This is a genomic window from Pseudomonas sp. B28(2017) (assembly GCF_002113025.1).
GTDB lineage: Bacteria > Pseudomonadota > Gammaproteobacteria > Pseudomonadales > Pseudomonadaceae > Aquipseudomonas.
Genome location: NZ_NEJH01000013.1, coordinates 95,122 through 114,445 on the forward strand (window position 1 = coordinate 95,122; position 19,324 = coordinate 114,445).

Consider the following 19,324-nt stretch of genomic DNA (forward strand, 5'->3'; position numbering starts at 1 on the left):
CGCGAGCAGGCTCGCTCCCACAGTGGAACGCATTCCCATGTGGGAGCGAGCCTGCTCGCGAAGAGGCCAGACCTGTCACCGCAAATATCAGGGTTTGAATCCCTGAGCCAACAACCAGCCGCGAACCATCCGCCCCTGCTCCACCGTCAACCTGGCCAACACACGCGCCGCAGGCTCTCCGAGCTTCAATCGCCGCACCAACGGCGCCACCTCAACCCCCTGCACATGCCAGATGCCCAACGGCTGATCCGCCGTGATCACCACCTCGGCCTCGTCGACCAGACCATCACGCAACACCGGCGCCCGCTCGATCCTCAGCGCATTGAAATCCGCCTCGGCATGGGCCACCTCAGCATCCGGCCAGCGCCGTCGTGCCTGCCAGAAAGGCTGCTGCGGCCAGCGCTGTTCATCGGCATAAAAATCCCGGCCGATCCGCGCAAAACGCAAAAATAACTGCTCCACCCGCTGTTGGTGGAAACGCTGGGCCAGCGCCGCTCGTTCGGGCTTGCACAGCAGCGTGTTGATCACCACCGGCGCCTGCAATGCCGAAGACAAAGACTGAAAAATGCCATTGCCTGACAGCGGGTCAACGGCCATTGCCGCATCGCCGACTCGAATCCAGTTTTCGCCACACACCTGCGGGCTCAGAATCGCCGTGCTGCTGCGGGCGTGCAGTTGCAGATCAGATTCCGCCTGGCCTGCAAAAAATGCGGCGGCCAGCTTCGAACCATGGCGCCGCTGCCGGCAGTAATCGAGCAACATGGCCTTGCCCGGCAACCCGGCACTGGCCACGTCCACCGTCCATTGCCAGTAACACTGGCCGTCGGCGCGCCGCGCCATCCACGCCCAGCCATCCTCGAGGCTCTCCACGGCGCTGGCGGTACTGCCTGGCGATCCCTGCCAGCGATTGAGCAAGCTGACCGTCTCGGGTCCGCGCAAGCCTTTGCCGGCAGCCGGAGCCTGACGCCCACGGGCCTCGACGAGAAATGCTGCGAGCAGCGGTTCGCGGCCGTCGACTTCGATTCGATGGCCATTGGCCGATGATTGAACCGTCAACACCCGGCCTTCGATCAGCTCAACCCCCGCCAGGCGCAAATCCTCGCGCAGGCCCCGGTCAAAAACCGGACGGTCGAGCAAGTATTCGACGTTCTGCGCATGCTGCTGGCCATTCCACGAGACCTGGCGCTGTGACGGCAACGCCGCATCCGCCAATGCGTGCTGCAGGCCCCCGCTGCGCAAGGCTTCCAGCACCCGCACTGACACGCCTTCGAGTGCCGCAAACCGGCGCCATTCACTGATCAGCGTGACGCCATGCCCCAGCCGCCGCAACCCCAGCGCGACTGCGGCGCCCGCCGGTCCGGCCCCCAGAATGACGATGTCAGTCATGGCCCGAATCGCCGTTCAGGGCCACGGTAACGGGCATGTTCACGCAACCACTCGATGACTTGCTCATTGCTGGCGCCGGGCTGCTCGGCGAGGAACCCGGCAATGTGCCCACTCAACGCGGCACAACCGAGGCTCGCCCCGGATTGCCCCGGATAGGTGCCCTGCACACACGCGGCGAAATCCGCCTGGTCGCTGTTGAGCCACGACCACTCCTGCTCGGCGCACCGCGCATCGCCGGTCACCCGCAACACTTGCGGATAGTTGGCCGGAAACACCCCTTCGCCCTGGGCCGGACTCGACGCACACAGCAGCACGCCCCGTGCCACCGCCGCCGCGCAAGACGCGCGTAACAGGCTGCGATCCTGACGCAGGCCAAGGCTCAAATTGATCAGCCGCACGTCCTGGGTCAGCAGCCAGTCAATCGCCGTGGCGATCTGCAAGGCGCTGGTGACGCCTCGCTGGTCGAACACCTGGGCCACGCAAAACAGCGCCGAGGGGGCGCGCCGGCCGATGGCCTCGATCACCGCACTGCCATGCCCCAGCGGATCGTCGCGCAAGTCGCCTTCGGCCAGACCGTCTTCAAGCAATGAAAAACGCCGACCGGCGATCACCTGCACCCGTTGTGCCGCCGAATGGCCGCTGTCCACCACACCAATGCGCAACTCAGGTTTCATGCAGCACCGTTTTCGAGGTCAGCACGCCGTCAAGCAATTCGAAACGCAGATCGGCATCGGCCAGGGTCGAAGGGCGATGGCTGATGAGAATGCGCGTGCGTCCGGCAAACAAGCGGTCGATGGCGTCGATGACTTCGCGCTCGGTGGCTTCGTCCACCGCGGAAGTGGCTTCATCGAGTACCAGAATCAAAGGGTCCTGCAACAACGCCCGGGCAATCGCGATGCGCTGCTTCTGCCCACCGGACAACTGCTGCCCCCGCTCGCCCAGCGGACTGTCGAGACCTTCGGGCAAGGACTCGATCAGGCTGTCGAGTTGCGCCAGCCGCGCCACTTCGGCAATCGCCTCGCGGCTGGCGTCCGGCACCGCATAGGCCAGGTTGTCGGCGAGGCTGCCGCGAAACAGCACGATGTCCTGGCTGACCACCGCAATACGCCGACGCAACTGGAACAGGTCCAGTTCGCGCACATCGACGTCACCCAGCAGCACCCGGCCCGATTGCGGATCGTGATGACGCTGCAGCAGGTCGATCAGGGTGGATTTGCCCACGCCCGAGCCGCCGCTGAGGGCCACTTTCAAACCGTAGGGAATCCGCGCTTCGATGCCGCGCAGGGTCGATTGGCGACCGGGATGGGCGAAGTGCACGCTGTCGAACCAGAGATCGCCGCCAGTGGGCATCGGGCGTGGCGTGGCGGGCGTCACCACGGTCGGTTGTTCGCCGCGCAATTCCATGACCCGGCCCAGGCTGACGGTCATCCGCTGAATCGCGACATAGAGCCCGAGCAGGCTCTGTACCGGCCCCACGGCCATGCCCAGGTAGGTGGAAAACGCAATCAGGGCACCGAGCTGCCAGGTGCCCTGCACCACCCAGTAACCGCCGATCAGGAATGCGCAGGCCCGGGACAGCGAGGTCAGCGTACCGGGCACGGCCTGGGTGAAAAATTCGGTGACTTGCAGGCGCAGCAACTGGCTCATATAGCCCTGCCCCAGCGTCTCGAGGCGCCGTGCTTCGCGCTGCTGCTGGCCGGCGGACTGGATGAACTTCATGACTGGCAATGTCTCGACCATGAACGACGACATGTCCGCCGAACGCTCGCGCAACTGCCGTACATCGCGCTCGACCTTGCGTCGCATCCAGCGCAGCCAGAGGACATCGAGGGGAATCAGCACCAGGGCCAACAACGAGAGTTTCCAGGACAACGTCAACAGCATCGCAATGGCAACCACCAGGCCGATCACGCTCGACACGGCCGAGAACAGCGAGTCCACGGCGAACCGCTGGATTTCCGCGACATCGCCATCGAGGCGCGACATCAGGTCGCCGATGCGCCGCTGGCCGTAAAAGCTCGGCGACAGCGTTTGCAAATGCCGATACAGGTCATCGCGCAGGGCGAACAGCATGCGCCCGGAGAGGCGCGTGTGCAGGTAGCGGTTGATGCCCGAAAGCGCCGTGCCCAACAACCCGGCGACGATCATCAGCCCGGCGATCATGACCAGCCTCGGGAAGTTACGTGCCAGCAGGCCGTCGTCGATCAACAGCTTGGTCAGCCAGGGTTGCACCAGCACCAGCAGCGAGGCGCACACCGACAGACCCAGCAGCCCGGCAATCGCCAGGCGATGGGGCCGCACAAAGCTGTACAGCCAGCGCAGCGACGCTTGCAGCGCCTCGGGGTTCTGGCTGTCGATCAGCCGAACGATCAGGCGCTGCATCACGAGCGCAACTGTTTGAGCTTGCGATACAGGGTCGCGCGGCTGATGCCCAGGGCGTCGGCGGCGGCCGAGACGTTGCCCTGATGGGTGTCCAGGGACTGGCGGATCAGCTCCAGTTCGTTTTCGCGGATGCTGCTGGCCTGGGGCCGTTCGCTGGCGGTCAATTCGTCGAGCATGCTATCGGGCAAGTGGTCGAGGGTCAGCACGGTTTCACCCGGTTCGCGCATCGCCAGTGCGGTGCGCAGGACCATCTCCAGCTGGCGGATGTTGCCCGGCCAGTGATAACCGCTGAGCAAGCGATTCAGATCGTCGTGCAGGACCACGGCGGGTGCACCCAGTGTCGTCAGCATGCGACTGATCAGCGCGCCGAAATCCTCGCGTTCGCGCAGGGCCGGGAGCATCACGCTGATGCCGTTGACCCGGTAGAACAGGTCTTCGCGAAAGTGTTTTTCTTCCACCAGACGCTTGAGGTCGCGATGGGTGGCGCAGATCAGCGCGACGTCGATGTCCTGCTCTTCGCCAGCCCCCAGCGGCGCGACCTTGCGATCCTGCAAAACCCGCAACAGCCTGGCCTGCAAGGCCAATGGCATGTCGCCGATTTCATCGAGGAACAAGGTGCCGCCGTGAGCCTGTTGCAGGCGGCCGACCATGCCGCCCCGGCGTGAACCGGTGAACGCGCCTTCGCGATAGCCGAACAGTTCGGACTCGATCAGGCCTTCGGGAATGGCCGCGCAGTTCACCGCCACGAAGGGTTTTTCGCAGCGCGCTCCGGCCATGTGCAGGGCGCGGGCGATCACCTCTTTACCGGTGCCGGTTTCGCCCAATAACAAAACTGGCAGTTCATTGGCCAGGCCTTGACGGGCCATGCGCAAGGCACGGGCGTAGCGGGTATTGCTGCCGGCGAGCGCTTCCAGGTCCGGTGGCGCCTTGGCCGGTTTCGTGACCGTGCGCGGCGGGCTGCCGACGTTGATTGAGCGTTGCGGCGCGCGCAGGGTTTTGTAGAAGAATTCGCCCTTGGCGGTTTGCAGGCTGCCGGCCCCGCCCTGATGCAGGCGCGCCAACAACTGCAGGCCATCGACTCCGAGAAACTCCTCGCAACGCCGGCCGACCAGGGCCGAGCGCTCGGCGTGGAGCAACTGGCAGGCCTGGGCACTGACCGCGAGGATCTTCCCGCCGAGGCTCACGGCCAGCAGGCCTTGCCACGGGGATTCCAGATACTGCCGGCGGCTGTGGAAGGCCAGGACGATTTCGTCCGGATAGCTGGCGTTGAACACCCGGCTTTCGATCTGGCTGACCGCCATCGCCAACAGCGCGGTGCTGTCGTGGGCGCGGCCGAGCGGGCCTTCGCGGGTCAGGTCGAGGACGCCAAGAATATCGCCCTGGGGGCAATGGATCGGCACCGAAGTGCAGGAAAAATCACTGAGACGATCCAGGTAATGTTCGCCGCAATCGATCAGGGTCGGCCGGGCCTCCACCAGTGCCGTACCGAGGGCGTTGGTACCGCGTACGGCTTCGCTCCAGCAGGCGCCGAGGGTGATGTCCTGCAAGCCGCTGCCCTTGAGACGGTCGGCGCGGCCTTCGACGGCGAGGATGGTGGCATCGGAGTTGGCCAGGATGATCAGCCCTTCCTTGCCCTGACGCTCGGCCAGGTAATCGATCGCCGGCAACGCGGCGTCGATCAGCAAGCGGTTGCTGGCCAGCAGCACGTCAAGGCTGGCACTCGATTCCAGCGCCAGCTCATGCTTGGCATTGAAATGCACGCCATGGCTCAGGCTGCGTCGCCACGAGGCATCGATTTCCGCACGCAGGACGCCATCCGGCACTTCGCCTTCCAGGTGCAGCTTTTCCCGGGCCAGCCGGGCTTCGCGATGCAGTTTGGGGGAGTTTGTTTTTATTAGCGTCATCAAGCGCTCCGGGTCATCCGCCCTGCGCCTTCATACGTTGGCGCCCTGCCGCAATCTTTACGTTAACGTAAGGGCTATGGCAAGTGCCTTACGGCGCTTGTGGACCGCGTAATCGTTCATCGCGAGCAGGCTCGCTCCCACAATGGTCGGCGTTGAACACAAATTTGCCGTTCAACTCGTCCAAATGTGGGAGCGAGCCTGCTCGCGAAAGCGATTTCACAGGCACCGAAGAGTCAAAACTGCCACACCTCAGGGCTCACAAAAAATGCCTTGGCATTATCCTCCAGACTCTCAAGGTGATAGCCCCCCTCCTGCACGATCAGGCATGGCAACCCAAGGCTGCGAATCCGCTCTCCGAGCACGGCAAACCCTGCGCGGGTCACCGCCACTTTGCTTTGCGGGTCCAGTTCGAAAATGTCGAAGCCCAGTGAGAGCACCAGCGCCTCGGCACCGAAGTCCGTCACCGCCCTCAGTGCCAGATCCAGTTGCTCCAGGAAATCCGCCTCGCTGGCGCCGTGGGCCATCGGCAGGTTGAGGTTGAAACCCTCGCCTGCACCGACACCGCGCTCGTCGGCAAAACCTGCGACACCCGGATAGAAGTTGGTCGGATCGCCGTGCACCGAAACGTACAGCACGTCATCACGGTCGTAGAAGATCTCCTGAATCCCTTGCCCGTGGTGCATGTCGGTATCCAGCACCGCCACCCGCGAAAAACCGGCGCGCAACGCCTGGGCCGCCACCGCCGCATTGTTCACATAACAGAAACCGCCCGCCGCTTCGGCCCGGGCGTGGTGACCCGGTGGACGACACAAGGCATAGGCTGCCGGCTCACCCTCGAGCAACGCCTGGGCACCGGCGATGGCGCTTTGCGCCGACCAGTAGGCCGAACGCCAGGTTTGCTCGCCCACCGGGCAACTGCCATCGGCGAGATAGCGCGCAGCCTGGGCGAGAATCCCGCGCAGGGCATTGGGCTCGCGGACAAAGATGTTCGACATCACCTCGTCGCCCCAATCCTCGGGAATCTCTTTCCAGCGCTGATGGGCTTCCTGCAAGAACGCCAGGTACGGTGCGCCATGCACCGCCAGCAGCGGAGCGAGACCGGCATCGGCCGGTTGTTCAACGGTAAAACCCAACGCACGGGACGCCTGCACCAGGCGCTGTGCACGCTCCGGCACCTCCTGCGGCGTACGCATCAGGCCACGGGAGTAGTAACTGCGTGGATGGTGGAGCAACTGTTCGGGATGGAAAAAACTGCGCATGGAGTGAATACCTGTCAGTTAACCTGGATCTTGAAACCGGCCGCGTCCCACAGGGGATTGTGTTTATTCAGCTTTTTCCGCGCGTGCCAGCACCGCATTGAGCAACACATCCGTGCCCTGGCGCACATCTTCGGGCAACACATCTTCAGCCTCGTTGTGGCTCAGGCCGCCCACGCACGGGATGAACACCATGGCCGTCGGGCAGAACCGCGCCAGATGGATCGCGTCATGTCCGGCGCCGCTGACGATCGACTGCTGAGCGTAGCCCAGCGCATCCACAGCCTGTTGCACCGCCGCCACGCAATCAGCGTCGAACGGCGTCGCCGGGCTGATCCAGTGCGGAGTGATCGTCAGTTGCAATTCGCGATCGTCGGCTATGGCCTGAAGCCGCGCACGGACCTGTTGCTCCATCGCCTCGATGGTTTCATCACGGTGATGACGCAGGTCGACGGTGAAGTTCACAAGACCCGGAATGGTGTTGCGCGACGACTTGTTGATGCTCAATTCACCAACCGTGGTCAGGCCCTCGGGGGCGAAGTCCGCCGCCAGGCCTTCAATGGCCTGGATCATCTGCGCCACTCCGTACAAGGCATCCTTGCGCAGCGGCATCGGCGTGGTGCCGGCGTGGGCCGCCATTCCTTCGACCCGTACGTCGAGCCAGCGAATCGCCTGGCCGCCGCTGACCACGCCGATGCTCTTGGCGTTGTCTTCGAGGATCGGCCCTTGCTCGATGTGCGCTTCAAAATACGCATCCACCGCGCCGCCCAGCGGGCGCTCGCCGGCATAGCCGGTACGTTGCAGCGCCTCGGCGACACTGATGCCATCGATGTCGCGCACCGCCAGCGCAGCGTCCAGCGCCATGATGCCGGTGAACACCGCCGAGCCGAACATCGCCGGGGTGAAGCGTGCGCCTTCTTCATTGGTCCACACCGCCACCTCCAGCGGCTTGCGGGTCTGGATACCCAGATCGTTCAGGCAGCGCACCACTTCCAGGCCGGCGAGCACGCCGTACACACCATCGAACCGCCCGCCTTCGGGCTGGGTGTCGAGGTGGCTGCCCATCATCACCGGCGCGGCATCCGGATCAGAACCGGCGCGGCGGACGAACAGGTTGCCGATGGCATCCACGCTCAGGGTCATGCCGGCTTCGCGGCACCAGTGGGCAAAGAGTTCGCGACCGGCCTTGTCCTCGTCGCTCAGGGCCAGGCGGCAGCTGCCGCCACGAGCGGTGGCACCGATTTCGGCCATCGCCATCAGACTCGCCCAGAGGCGTTCGCCATTAATCTTCAACATGAGTCACTCCAGGAAAATCAGGATTAAGCGCGGGCCAGTTCGACGCGTTCAGCGCTGGCATGGCGACGGGCAAGGGACAGGACACACAGCAGCGAAGTCGCGGCGATCAGGCTGTAGAACACCGCCATCGGCCACCACTGGCCGGCGAACCTGTGCGCCAGCAGGGTGCCGATCAACGGCGTCAGGCCACCGGTCACCGCACCGCAAATCTGGTACGCCAGGGAAATCGCTGTGTAGCGCACGCGGGTCTCGAACATGCCACTGACATAGCCGGCGATCACTGCATAGAACGACGCCATGCACACCACCGCCAACGCAATGCCAAGGATGATCAACGGCGCCTGGGCCGAACTGACCAGCACGAACATCGGGTACGGCGACGCCATGGCCAGCAGCGACACCAGGCACAGGAAGCGGGTCGCGCCGATCTTCTCGGCGACCCAGGCCGCCAGCGGCTGAATGCAGAACTGGATGATCGCGACGAAGAACAGGCACTCCAGAATCAGGGAGCGTGGAAGTTCGAGTTGCTGTGTGGTGTAGGCGATCATGAAGGTGTTGGTGAAATACACCCCGGCGATCCCCAGCGTGTTGGCGCCGATGCACAACAGCAGCGGACGCCACGCGGTGCGCAGCACCTCCATGACCGGCGCCTGCTCCTTGCGCTGGCTTTTGCTGGCCTGTTCGCGGCTGGCAAGAAACTCCGGCGACTCATTCACCCCCAGGCGAATCGCCAGGCCCACCAGCAGCAACAGCGAACTGGCGAGGAACGGCAAGCGCCAGCCCCAGCTCATCAGGGCGTCTTCCGGCAGACGGGTGACCGCACTGAAGGCCAGCAGCGACAGGATCAAACCCGCCGGGCTGCCCAATTGCGCAAACGAAGCGAAGAAATTGCGCCGACCTTTCGGTGCATGCTCGCCGGCCATCAACACCGCCCCGCCCCACTCGCCACCCACGGCGATGCCCTGGACGATGCGCAGCAGAATCAACAGCACCGGCGCCGCGGCGCCGATTTGCGCGTAGGTCGGCAGCAAGCCGATGCACACCGTGACCACACCCATCATCAATAAAGTGATGATCAGCGACTTCTTGCGCCCGATGCGGTCACCGATATGGCCGAAGACAATCCCGCCCAACGGCCGCGCAAAGAAACCCACAGCGAACGTGCCGAACGCGGCCATGGTGCTGAACAGCTTGTCGTCGGAGGGGAAGAACAGCGCGCCGAACACCAGCGCGGCGGCGGTGGCGTAAATGTAAAAGTCGTACCACTCGATCATCGTGCCAATGAAGGCAGCGGCTGCCGCACGGCGCGGCTGGGACGAAGCGGGAGGCTTCATGGGGTGGACTCCTTTGGTTATTTTTCTGGCAGGAGAGAAACGGCAAATCCGCGGCGCTCTGACGGCACCGGTCTAGGGATGATTTTTCGTTTCAGGACCATGATTAGTCAATTTTCTATTTATTATTTGAAGTATTACTTCAACTTATAATCGAGAGCAGCAGCAATTGGACGCGACGTGCAACGCGTAGGCGTTCAGCAGACAGTCAAACGGCGTCACCAGATTCTAAAATGTGCTGGTGCGCCTAGAGGGACGGAGAGTGCTCAGGTGGGAATTTAGAAAGAGACGACGAGCAGTTGCATCGACCGGTTGAATCACAGCTGTGGATTCAACCGATCGACGCAACAGATTAGCTAAATGGCATCCCCTTTAAGCCTATTTGTGTTTCTGTCTCATCGCTTAATCACGTTCATTTCAGGCAAGAAAAAACGCGCCGTCAACCAGCAGGTTATGGTTGAAGTCGCGAAGACTATGATCATTTCAAGAATATAGTCCGCGAACTGAGCATTCTTAACACCGTGCACGACAGCGGCGACAAACAACAACATCCACAACTGCGAAATTGCACCCTACTTGACCACCCGTTTGCGTTGCATGTGACCACCTATTTGCATCGGACCTGACCAGCTGTTTGCATGGGACTTGACCAGATGCTTTGAATTAAATCCTCAGAGCATGAGAGTGTTGCTTTCGACCATTTTCAGATCACAGTTGGGTAATTGCACGGGTATGCCCCCGCTTGCCTTAACCTGATCAGTCATATGCTCCATGTTTGACCAGCAAGATTCGTGGAGTCATTAGCAGCAGAGAACGGCCAAAGCTGTCTGTGGTAACGGGCAGAAAACGGCCCAGAGTGTGTAAAAACGCTTTCGTATCTTTATTGCGTCAAGCATACGTTCATGGGCGATGCGATTGCCCAAGCGTTTGCCGCGATAAGCATTACTGACGTTCCAAAGCGGTTATGGAGCGGTTTAGCGCCTTCTGGAGCTGAGGAAACCGAGGCTTTACTCCGCCATCGCCTTCAACAGGTCTGCTGTACCGATGATGTTCATAACCCGCTTCATGTTGTAGGCGAGTACATTCAGGCTCATCTCCGCGCTTACCCCGACCAGTTTGCGCGTCAGAAAATGCGTTGAGCCCATCCATTGTTTGAGCGTCCCGAAGGGATGCTCAACCGTCCTTTTTCGGATTCGCATCATGTCCGGTGCATGATTCAACCGACGCTGCATTTCCTCCAGCACCGCTTCATGTTCCCAGCGCCTTACTCGACGATTTTTGCTTGGTGTGCACTGCGTTTTCAGTGCGCAGCTCTGGCATTTCGAACTCCAGTAACAGAGCATATTCATGCCTTTCTCAATACTGGAGAAGCGCCAGGGCAGCGACTCTCCCGCCGGACAGATGTATTCGTTTTTCGTTGCGTCATAAACGAAAGCATCTTTGTTGAATCGACCATCCGCCTTGGCGCTTGAAGTCATGGGCTTTGGTACGTAGGCAGTGATGTCCGCGTCGTGACAAGCAAGGATTTCTTCACTCTTGAAGTAACCTCGGTCAGCTACCACCACCAGCGCTTCTGACGCCATGGCATCGCGAGCCTGCTTCGCCATCGAGCTGAGTTGATCGCGGTCGGAACCGTAGTTGGTGACCTCATGAGCAACGATCAGATGGTTCTGGGTATCGACCGCCGTTTGCACGTTGTAGCCGACGATTCCCGTTCCGCGCGTCATCATGGAACGGGCGTCTGGATCGGTCAGTGAAACCTGTTTATCCGGCGATTCGTTGAGCTGGACTTCGATCGCTTGAAGCTCTTTCATTTGCGCCTTCAGCTTGGTGATTCTCTCTTCCAGCCGCACGGCGCTGGGCTCTGAGACTGTAAGTTCTTGCCGATCAGCAGCATCGAGTGCCGTCAGGTAACGGTTGATGCTCGATTCAACTTCTTCCATTCGCCGCTTCAGTTTGGTGCTGGTGAAATTGCGGTCACGATTGTTCACTGCCTTGAATTTGCTGCCGTCGATGGCGACCAAATTTTCTCCGAACAGTCCCAACTGCTGACACAGCACAACGAACTGGCGGCAGACTCCTCGGATGGCCTTGCTGTTGTCTTTTCGGAAGTTCGCGATGGTTTTGAAATCTGGCATCAAACGGCCGGTCAGCCACATCAGCTCGACGTTGCGTTGGGCTTCCCGTTCGAGGCGTCGACTCGACTGAATCCGGTTCAGATAGCTGTAGATGTAAATCTTCAACAGGATCGCGGGATGATAAGCTGGGCGCCCTGTCTCTGCCGGTATGACACCGTCAAAACCAAGTTTGGCTAGGTCGAGTTCATCTACGAACACGTCGACTACGCGCACCGGATTGGTATCGCTGACGTAGTCGTCAAGGCTCTCAGGAAGTAAGGTGCTTTGGCCGCGATGTTCGCCTTGAATGAAGCGCTTCATTGACGATTCCTGAGTTAAATACCTCGGAAAATCATAGCAAAGGTGTATAGCGGCATAGCCTCACTGACAGAGGCGAACTTAAGTTACCCCTTTTACGGGCGAACAATTTTTGAGGTGCTTACGATGGCCCGCTTACAGGTTGTAAAGGTTGACTTGAGTGAGGTGATGAGTTCTGACGAACTCCATTCCATCTTGAAAGATGCACTCGGATTCCCTGACTGGTACGGCTGTAATTGGGATGCTTTCTGGGACGCGATTACGGGGCTTGTTGAAATGCCCATACTCATGAAAATTTCAGGGTGGAATACTTTATCCAGACGTTTGCCGAGGGATGCGAAGCTGATGCAAAAAATCCTTGAAGACATGAAGATCGAGTATCCAGAACTCGCACCAAATGTGGAGTTCGACTAAGCGATTTTTAGGCCGACATTTGGCCGGGCCACGTAAACCGCCAGCCTCCCTCAGGAAAATTTTCAGTAGATCCCGCAGTGAGATCCTTGGCTCACTGCCGTGGCTGGCTGCACCATCTGTTTTTACACACTCTGGGCCAGAAGCAGCCACTCAATCAAATGTAGGCATACGCTCAGCAATCACCCGATCCCAAGGCGCAGGCGAAGGAAAAACCTCCGCAAGAAACTCAAGAAACGCTTTCACATTAGGGCTGCCCCGGCGACTCTCCGGCCACAGCGCAGTAATCGGAAATCGCGCCATCACAAATTGCGGCAGGACAGGCACCAACTCGCCTCGCGTGACATAAGGCGCCGCCACGTAATTCGGCGAAATGCCGATACCTCCACCCGCCGCCAGGGTCGCAGCCACCGCATCACTGAAGTCGATGGTGATCGCCGGTTCCGGTATGACCTCAAGCGATCGCCCGCCCTCGGTGTAAGCCCATCTCAAGGCTTGACCTGAACTCTGATAACGGAAATTCACACACTCATGTTTGCTGAGTTCATGGGGATGATGAGGAGTACCCCTGCGCGCCAAGTAATGCGGCGAGGCGAATGCGCCGGTGCGGTTCGGGCCGAGGTGTCGACTGATCAAGCGTGAGTCCACTAGGTTCCCGACCCGGATGACGATGTCGATGCCCTGCTCGATGATGTCCGAGTATTGATCGCCCAGGCGCAGGTCCACGTTGACTTTGGGGTAGCGTTCGCGAAACCGGGGAAGCGCAGGCGCCAGGATGTTCAGACCTATTGGAAGTGGAGCCGTGACTTTCAGAGTGCCGGAAGGCTCGGCACGGGAAGCAACGGCTGCCTGATCGATGCCCTCGACCTCGTGCAGGATGCGCATGGCGCGTTCGAAGAGGTCGCGCCCCTCGGGCGTCAAGGTCAGCGAACGTGTGGTACGCGTGAACAGAGTCAGCCCGAAATGTTCCTCCAGGCGCTGCACGCTTTTGCTCACCGCAGAGGGAGAAACCGACAGCGCACGCGCCGCCGCCGTATAGCTGCCCAGAGATGCAGCTCGCGCAAACGCGATGAGCCCTGTCAAACGATCCAATCCAACTTGTGCCTTCATGGCACTAGTAAAGCGACTTTCAGCCCAATTATCAAACAAACGGGCAAGCCTTAGTCTTTCTCCATCGAACGCCACTTCGGCGTTTCAGGGAGATCAACATGCATCAGACTTCTTTCGCCCAGGCACTGTCTTCAAACCTTCAGGACCAACGCGTCGTCATTTTTGGCGGCACTTCCGGCATCGGCCTCGCGGCCGCCATTCAGGCAAAAACGGCAGGCGCTTCGGTCATCGTGATCGGCTCCAACGCCGAGCGTGCACAGCAAGCGGCCGAGGAACACGGGCTGGCCGGATGGCGCACTGCCGACGTCACTCGCAGTGAAAGCATCTACTCGGCAGTCGCGGACATCGACCACGTCGACCATCTGGTCCTGCTGGCCGGTACGTTCGTGGCGGGTCGGGTGATGGAGGCGGAAATCGATTACCTGCGCCGTGCATTTGAAGAGCGTATCTGGGCGTCTATTCATGCCATCCGGGCACTGGGCGAAAAACTGTCGAAGAACGGCTCGATCACCTTCATCTCCGGCAACCTCGCCGACCGCCCGAACGCCTATGGCACCGCAGTGCTGGCCGCCGCCTCCGCCGCGATGGAAGCCATGGCCAGGGGCATGGCGCTGGAGCTTGCACCGGTGCGGGTCAACACCTTGTCTCCGGGCCCGATCAACACGCCGATTCTCGGCAAAGCGCTGGGCGATGGCCGCGACGCGTTTGTCGCTTCCCTCGAACAAGCCCTGCCCCTGCATCGCCTGGGTTCCGCCGAAGAGGCCGGCAATGCCGTGGTGTTCCTGATGGCCAACACCTTCATGAACGGCGCAGTGCTCAACATCGATGGCGGCGCCCGTCTGGTGTAACTCCCCCCTCAGCAAAGATCAGGAGTATCTGCAATGACATCGCTTTTCCAACCGCTACAAATGGGTGCCCTCGAGTTACCCCACCGTATTCTCATGGCCCCGATGACGCGGGGTCGCGGTACCCGTGATCATGTGCCCACGACGGTGATGGTCGATTACTACGCCCAACGGGCGAGCGCTGGCCTCATCATCTCGGAAGCCATCGGCATCAGCCAGCAGGGCTTGGGTTGGGCGTATGCCACCGGTCTCTGGTCGAAGGAACAGGTGACCGGGTGGAAGCTCATTACCGATGCCGTACACGCCAAAGGCGGCCGTATCATCGCGCAACTCTGGCATATGGGCCGCGTCGTTCACCCGAGCTTCCTGCGGGGTGGGCAACCCGTCTCGGCGTCGGTGACCACCGCGCCTGGCCTGGCGCACACTTATGCGGGAAAACAGCCTTACATCGCTGCGCGGGCACTCAGTACGGAAGAATTTCCCGAGCTGGTGGAGCAGTTCCAGCAAGCCACCCGCAATGCCATCGAAGCCGGGTTCGACGGCGTGCAGGTCCATGCCGCCAACGGCTATCTGATTGACCAGTTCCTGCGCGACAGCGGGAATTTTCGAACCGACAGTTATGGCGGCTCGATAGACAATCGTATCCGCCTGCTGAAGGAGGTGACTGAGGCTGTCGCCGAGGTGATCGGTGCCGATCGGACCTCCGTGCGACTATCGCCCAGCAGCTACGATCTGGGTGTGCGAGACAGTGATCCGGAGCCGCTATTCGTGCGTGTCGCACAGGTGCTGTCGGAGATTGGAATTGCCCATCTCGAACTGCGCGAGCCCCCGCTGGATGGCACGTTCGGGGCGTCGGAGCGACCCCCCCTGGCGTCGATCATTCGTCAGGCATTCAAGGGCGTGCTGATCCTCAACTCCGACTATGACTTCGAACGGGCGCAGGCCGCCGTGGAAGCGGGGTTCGCTGATGCCATCGCGTTTGGCCGCCCTTTTATCGCCAATCCGGATTTGCCAAAACGCCTGCGAGACCGGCTGCCGTTGTCACAGGACGACGCCAGCACCTGGTTCACACAAAGCGCTGAGGGCTACACCAGCTATCCGGCGTACGAAACGGCGATCGCCTGATGCCCCGGCACGATGGCCGTCAACAGTGACGGCCTACGGCCTGGCATCTACATCGATTCGCCCATTCCAAAGACCTGCCCGCGAACCGACGTCCGCGCATCAAGCCGCTGAACCCATTGCTCCCGTCGCGCATGCTCCACCAGAAAATCCACGAAAGCCCTCGTTTTGGCGGGGAGTCGCTTCTGGCTGGAGAAATACAGTGAGATCTGCCCGGCGTTGACGTGCCAGTCCGGAAGCACCCGTTGCAGGCTTCCGTCTTCAAGGTGTTTCAACACATCCGGCACCGCCAGGAGTGCGACGCCCAAGCCAAGCAAGACACTTTGGCAAAGCGCTTGCGGATCGTTGACCAGCAGACGGGGTTTCATGTCCAGGGTACCTTGCTGACCCTCAGGGCCTTGCAGCACCCAGCTGCGGACTTTGCCCGTCTTTGCCGAACGCATGGCCAGATGGTCCAGCCGGGAAACATCATCAAGATCAGCAATGTGAGGTTGGCGCGCCAGATACTCCCTGGAGGCGACCAGCACCAGATGGGCCGGGGCGATCTCTCTGGCAATCTGGCCGGGAGCCAGTTCAAAACCTCCGCCGATCGCCGCATCAAAACCCTCCGCGACCAGGTCCACCTGTCGATTATCCAGATACCACTCCGGTATCACGCTCGGATACCGCGTCAAAAAATCCGGCATCAGTGGCAGCAGAAAATCCCGACCGAAACTCGGCGCCGCGGTGACACGCAGCACGCCGGCAGGCTCACCGGCGTGGCTGGTGACATCCGCAATGGCTGCCTGGACGCTTTCAAGACCCTCTTCGACATTGCCGAGAAATCGCTCGCCGGCCTCGGTCAGCGTGACGCGGCGCGTGCTGCGCTGAAACAGCTGCACGCCCAGGTTTGCCTCAAGCTGGGCGACGTTGCGACTGACGGCCGCGGGTGTCAGGCCCAGACGTCGCGCTGCCGCGGAGAAGCTGCCTGACTCAGCGCTGCGCACGAACGACAGCAGATTCCCCAGTGTCTCCATGATTTCCACCTTCAAGCATTCATTGAAAGTGATTATAGCCATTACCCGCTACTGGAAGCGCGATTAAAGGCGTCTCATAGCCTCACTTCTCACACACCCGAGGCATTACCATGAACGCAACTACCCTCTCCCTCACTGGCAAAATCGCCATTGTCACCGGCGGCTCGCGCAGCATCGGCGCTGCCATCGCCAAACGTCTGGCCGCCGATGGCGCCACCGTTGCGATCACCTACAACGCATCGCCTGAACGTGCTGAATCAGTCGTGAAGGACATCATCGACACGGGTGGTCACGCCATCGCATTAGCGGCCGATGCGGGCAACCCTGAGGCCGTGCGTGCGGCCATTGGCGAAGTAGCCAAGCGTTACGGGAAAATCGACATCCTGGTCAACAACGCGGGCATTAGTGTGCTCGGCGCACCGGAAGACATCGCCTTCGAAGACTTCCAGCGAATCCTCGCCGTCAACGTCACCGGTGTGTTTGTCGCCACTCAAGAGGCACTCAAACATATGGGTCAGGGCGGCCGCATCATCCACATCGGCAGCTCCATGGTGCAGTACGCAGCGTTTGGGACTGCATCGGCTTACACGCTGACCAAAGGTGCCGTCGCAGGTTTCAGTCGCGGGCTGGTTCGTGACCTCGGCCCCCGCGGCATCACCGTCAATACCGTTCATCCCGGCCCTACCGACAGCGACATGAACCCCGGTGATGGTCCCGTGGCTGACTTTGTCCGGCCCAACATCGCTGTCGGTCGCTATGGCGAAGGCAAGGATATCGCTAATGCGGTGGCTTATCTGGCCAGCTCGCAAGCGAGTTTTGTCACCGGCGCCGAATTGATGGTTGACGGTGGTTTCACCGCCTGAGGAGTGTCTCCATGAATATCAGCATCATAGGTGCCGGTGCCATCGGCGCGGCCATTGCCCGCCTGGTGGTGGATGCAGGATTGAACGTCAGCCTCGCCAACAGTCGCGGACCTGAGAGTCTCGCGACGTTGGTCGCTGAGCTGGGTCCACTCGCTCAGGCGGTGACGGCCCGACAGGCCAGCCAGGCTGACATCGTCTTCCTCGCGGTGAACTGGTCGAAGATTCCAAAGGCGGTTGAAGGGCTGGGCCCGTGGGAGGGTCGGATTGTGGTCGATACCAACAACCCGATCGAAGCCCCACTGTTCAAGCCGTTAGATCTGAACGGCAAAACATCGTCCCACGTCGTCGCAGAGTTGCTGCCCGGAGCCCGGCTCGTGAAGGGGTTCAACCACCTGGCTCCGCGGTTGCTCACCAACCCGAACGCTGAAGGCGGGAGGCGCGTGCTGTTCTACGCCGGCGATCATGTAGAGGCCAAGCAGAAGGTCGCTGAACTCATCACACGACTGGGCTTTTTCGGCATCGACCTGGGCAGCCTGCAACAAGGCCTGTTGGCTCAGTTCCCCGATGGTCCGATACCTGGACTCAACCTCGTCAAACACGACTGACAAGCAGGCCGCTGACCCGGCCTCGCTTCAGGAGAAATTTGTGCAAACCTCAACTTCTTCCAATGCTGCGGCCTCCTGGCTTTTGGTAGCCGCGGTGGGTATTGGCGCCTTCGCTTTGGTGACCACCGAATTCCTGCCTGTAGGCTTGTTACCCCAGATCGCTCGGGAGCTGGCGATTACCGAAGGGCAAACCGGACTGATGGTGACACTGCCCGGCTTGCTCGCAGCAGTGACAGCGCCATTGGCGCTGCTCTGGGCCCGCAGCATCGATAGACGCAAGGTGCTTTGCGCCCTTTTGGCATTGCTCGCTGTGTCGAATTTGGCCGTGGCACTGAGTTCGAATCTGTGGGTACTGCTGCTGGGCCGTGCGCTCCTAGGTATTGCCGTCGGTGGATTCTGGACGATTGGCGGCACACTGGGGCTGCGGCTGCGACCCGAGCAGGCGGCAAAGGCCACCTCACTGATATTTTCCGGCGTTTCGATTGGCACCGTTGCCGGAGTGCCCGCTGGCACCCTGCTGGGAGAAGTCCTGGGTTGGCGTGTGGTATTCGCAGTGGCCGCAGGACTGTCAGTCATCATCACCCTGCTGCTCTGGCGCACGCTGCCGCGACTACCCGCGCAGCTAGGTGCTGGCCTGGGTTCACTGGCTGAAGCCCTTCGCCTGCGCAAGACACGCGTCGGACTGTTGGCGGTTCTTCTAATTTTTGTCGGGCAATTCACCGCGTACACCTACCTGTCACCGTACTTGATCAACGAAGCAGGCATGTCGTCGGCATCGCTCAGTGCCCTGTTGCTGGGGTTTGGTGTCACCGGGTTCATCGGCAATCTGCTGGGCGGCTGGGCGGTCACCAGAAGTCCTTCCTGGACGCTGATCGGCACGGCACTTTTGATGGGCATCCCCATGATCCTCCTGTCGGGTATGGCATCCCTGGCCTCTGCCGTGGTCATGCTCATGGTGTTATGGGGCGTCGGTTTCGGCTTGCTGCCGATCGCCATGCAAAGTTGGCTGTTCGCCATGGCGCCGGACAGACTGGAAGCCATGGGCGCGATCTTCGTGTCCAGTGCGCAGGTTTCAATCGGAGTTGGCGCGTTGACCATCTCGGCGTATTGAGCGCCGTCACGCTGGGCGGAATGCTGGCCATCCTGACGGCAGTGGTGATTCTGCTGGGCGAATACACCAAGACAGTCAAAGTGCAGTGGAGCCGGAGGGCTGATCGTCCTGCAAAGTCGCCTAATTGGGGAGTTTCGCCCCAGGTCAGCCACCTGCCCCGCTTGTTCGTACAGACATAGGGTACACGTCGAGTTTTGAAAGGGCAGGTGGTCGAAATGAGTCGCATGCCATCAGAATTCGACGTAGCGCAC

General features: G+C 61.0%; 16 protein-coding genes. 6 read left to right on the plus strand and 10 right to left on the minus strand.

The window, feature by feature from the left end:
- Positions 1-87: 87 nt before the first annotated feature.
- From CAF65_RS24355 to CAF65_RS24390, 8 genes are all read right to left on the minus strand, one after another.
- Positions 88-1,386 (minus strand): lycopene cyclase family protein, encoded by a 1,299-nt coding sequence (locus tag CAF65_RS24355; RefSeq protein WP_085718564.1) that lies wholly within the window; start codon positions 1,384-1,386, stop codon positions 88-90.
- Positions 1,383-2,060: a S8 family serine peptidase gene (locus CAF65_RS24360; protein ID WP_085718565.1), complete on the minus strand. Its 678-nt coding sequence runs from the start codon at positions 2,058-2,060 to the stop codon at positions 1,383-1,385. The genes CAF65_RS24355 and CAF65_RS24360 overlap by 4 nt, the downstream gene beginning before the upstream one ends.
- On the minus strand, positions 2,050-3,768 hold the full coding sequence (locus tag CAF65_RS24365) for an ABC transporter ATP-binding protein (protein ID WP_085718566.1): 1,719 nt from the start codon (positions 3,766-3,768) through the stop codon (positions 2,050-2,052). Before CAF65_RS24365 ends, CAF65_RS24360 begins: the two co-directional genes overlap by 11 nt.
- A complete protein-coding gene (locus tag CAF65_RS24370) occupies positions 3,768-5,672 on the minus strand; it encodes a sigma-54-dependent Fis family transcriptional regulator (RefSeq protein WP_085718567.1) in 1,905 nt (634 codons plus the stop codon). The genes CAF65_RS24365 and CAF65_RS24370 overlap by 1 nt, the downstream gene beginning before the upstream one ends.
- 233 nt (positions 5,673-5,905) lie before the next feature.
- Positions 5,906-6,931 carry a histone deacetylase family protein gene (locus tag CAF65_RS24375; protein ID WP_085718568.1) on the minus strand — a complete coding sequence of 342 codons (1,026 nt, stop codon included), beginning with the start codon at positions 6,929-6,931 and terminating at the stop codon, positions 5,906-5,908.
- 63 nt (positions 6,932-6,994) lie between these two features.
- Positions 6,995-8,224, minus strand: coding sequence for a Zn-dependent hydrolase (locus CAF65_RS24380; protein ID WP_085718569.1), 1,230 nt, complete (start codon positions 8,222-8,224; stop codon positions 6,995-6,997).
- A 23-nt stretch (positions 8,225-8,247) separates the two neighbouring features.
- Positions 8,248-9,558 (minus strand): MFS transporter, encoded by a 1,311-nt coding sequence (locus CAF65_RS24385; RefSeq protein WP_085718570.1) that lies wholly within the window; start codon positions 9,556-9,558, stop codon positions 8,248-8,250.
- A gap of 1,004 nt (positions 9,559-10,562) precedes the next feature.
- Positions 10,563-11,993, minus strand: a complete 1,431-nt coding sequence (locus CAF65_RS24390) for an IS1182 family transposase (RefSeq protein WP_085718571.1) — start codon at positions 11,991-11,993, stop codon at positions 10,563-10,565.
- 123 nt (positions 11,994-12,116) lie between these two features.
- Here CAF65_RS24390 and CAF65_RS24395 point away from each other — a divergent pair, with 123 nt between their 5' ends.
- The gene (locus tag CAF65_RS24395) at positions 12,117-12,404 is read left to right on the plus strand and encodes a barstar family protein (protein ID WP_085718572.1); all 288 of its coding nucleotides are present in this window, start codon (positions 12,117-12,119) and stop codon (positions 12,402-12,404) included.
- 150 nt (positions 12,405-12,554) lie between these two features.
- Here CAF65_RS24395 and CAF65_RS24400 read toward each other — a convergent pair whose 3' ends face one another.
- The gene (locus tag CAF65_RS24400; RefSeq protein ID WP_256578722.1) at positions 12,555-13,550 is read right to left on the minus strand and encodes a LysR family transcriptional regulator; all 996 of its coding nucleotides are present in this window, start codon (positions 13,548-13,550) and stop codon (positions 12,555-12,557) included.
- 59 nt (positions 13,551-13,609) lie between these two features.
- Between CAF65_RS24400 and CAF65_RS24405 the strand changes: the two genes are divergently transcribed.
- Together CAF65_RS24405 and CAF65_RS24410 are read left to right on the plus strand one after the other, a co-directional pair.
- Positions 13,610-14,359: an SDR family oxidoreductase gene (locus CAF65_RS24405; protein WP_085718574.1), complete on the plus strand. Its 750-nt coding sequence runs from the start codon at positions 13,610-13,612 to the stop codon at positions 14,357-14,359.
- Positions 14,360-14,392: 33 nt separating this feature from the next.
- Complete coding sequence (locus CAF65_RS24410) at positions 14,393-15,481, plus strand: alkene reductase (RefSeq protein WP_085718575.1); 1,089 nt, start codon at positions 14,393-14,395, stop codon at positions 15,479-15,481.
- A 47-nt stretch (positions 15,482-15,528) separates the two neighbouring features.
- Here the strand turns inward: CAF65_RS24410 and CAF65_RS24415 are convergent, their stop codons facing one another.
- Positions 15,529-16,494, minus strand: a complete 966-nt coding sequence (locus CAF65_RS24415; RefSeq protein ID WP_085718610.1) for a LysR family transcriptional regulator — start codon at positions 16,492-16,494, stop codon at positions 15,529-15,531.
- Positions 16,495-16,604: 110 nt separating this feature from the next.
- Between CAF65_RS24415 and CAF65_RS24420 the strand changes: the two genes are divergently transcribed.
- From CAF65_RS24420 to CAF65_RS24430, 3 genes are read left to right on the plus strand one after another with little or no spacing between them, the layout of a single operon-like run.
- Positions 16,605-17,357: a 3-oxoacyl-ACP reductase family protein gene (locus CAF65_RS24420; RefSeq protein WP_085718576.1), complete on the plus strand. Its 753-nt coding sequence runs from the start codon at positions 16,605-16,607 to the stop codon at positions 17,355-17,357.
- An 11-nt stretch (positions 17,358-17,368) separates the two neighbouring features.
- Positions 17,369-17,962, plus strand: a complete 594-nt coding sequence (locus CAF65_RS24425; RefSeq protein WP_085718577.1) for an NADPH-dependent F420 reductase — start codon at positions 17,369-17,371, stop codon at positions 17,960-17,962.
- Positions 17,963-18,002: 40 nt separating this feature from the next.
- Positions 18,003-19,073: an MFS transporter gene (locus CAF65_RS24430; RefSeq protein WP_218191729.1), complete on the plus strand. Its 1,071-nt coding sequence runs from the start codon at positions 18,003-18,005 to the stop codon at positions 19,071-19,073.
- The last annotated feature ends 251 nt before the right edge of the window (positions 19,074-19,324 follow it).